This is a genomic window from Gilliamella sp. Pas-s25 (genome assembly GCF_009795885.1).
Taxonomy (GTDB): Bacteria; Pseudomonadota; Gammaproteobacteria; order Enterobacterales; family Orbaceae; genus Gilliamella.
The window spans coordinates 1-1061 of the sequence record NZ_WTEV01000073.1 but is presented as its reverse complement, the minus strand read 5'-3'; the positions used below and the strand labels follow the sequence as shown (position 1 = coordinate 1061).

The following is a 1061-nucleotide window of genomic DNA, read 5'->3' as shown; positions in this document are numbered from 1 at the left end:
CTTCGTTAGGCTACTTGCCTCCCGTTGAATTTAAAAAACACTTATCCCTTAATTTTTTTGTTTGAAAATGTGTTGCCATTCCACCATGAAATGGATAAAAGCAGAAGGTGTTAACTTTAAATATATTTTTCCTAATGATGATATCATGAAAGAGGAAGGAGGGTTGTTTAAAACTAATATAACCTTATTAGGAGAGAAGAGCAATCCCTCTTTTGATTTTTATAAAACCTTACAAAGTGGGGTGAATACAAGATTAGCTATTTTTAAAAACTATCGGTTAAAAACGCTTCGAGGAGACTATATCCCCCTTTATGATACACCATATTGCATTATATGGCCAGATGATGTCAATTTAACAGAGTTAGATAAAAAGGTAGCAAATGATTGTTTTAGTGATGAAGATTTTAGCCGTTCAATTAGAGCAAGAATGGTTAAAATAGTGCTTTGTAGGAATTGTCGATCGAAATATATGGGGTTAGTTGTCGATTCTTCTGAAGTTTATACTGTTGAAACTGAAAAAACTAACTTTGATTATCGTTTGGGATCTGAATTATTGGATAATAAAATAAAAAACTATAAATTTAAAAAATGCCCAAATTGTAATTCACCTTTTACTATATATGTAGCTAAGATTTTTTATGAATGTGAAGATAAAAAATTTACATGGTAATCAAAATACAAAATAGTAGTCTGGTAACATTTTTACTGAAAATACCAATCTCCGTATAATAGTAGCGGGCAGACGATTTTTGAGTATGACCGCTTTGGTAATCTGATTGTCGAAAAGCGTGGCAAAGACCACAGTCTAGTCACCCACTATGAGTACGACTGCCGGCATCGATTAATCAAAGTAATTAAGCCGACAGGGCTAATAATCACCTACACCTATGATGCTTTTAATCGGCGTACTAGCAAAACGGTGGATGGTAAAACCACCGAATTTCTGTATTCGTCTCATCCATGAGACTCACCCTTACAGGGCCAACGCTAAAGCGTTGTTCAAATTTGTTCCAGACAAATTTGTGGCAAGACCATAAATTAATTGCAGAATGTGCCGATAA

The 1061-nt window shown here is 34.1% G+C and carries 1 protein-coding gene; it reads left to right on the top strand.

What is annotated here, in order from left to right; all coding sequences use genetic code 11:
- Positions 1 to 85: 85 nt before the first annotated feature.
- Entirely contained in the window at positions 86 to 670 is a 585-nt protein-coding gene (locus GQ593_RS13350) for a hypothetical protein (RefSeq protein ID WP_160432465.1), read from the top strand.
- Positions 671 to 1061 lie beyond the last annotated feature (391 nt).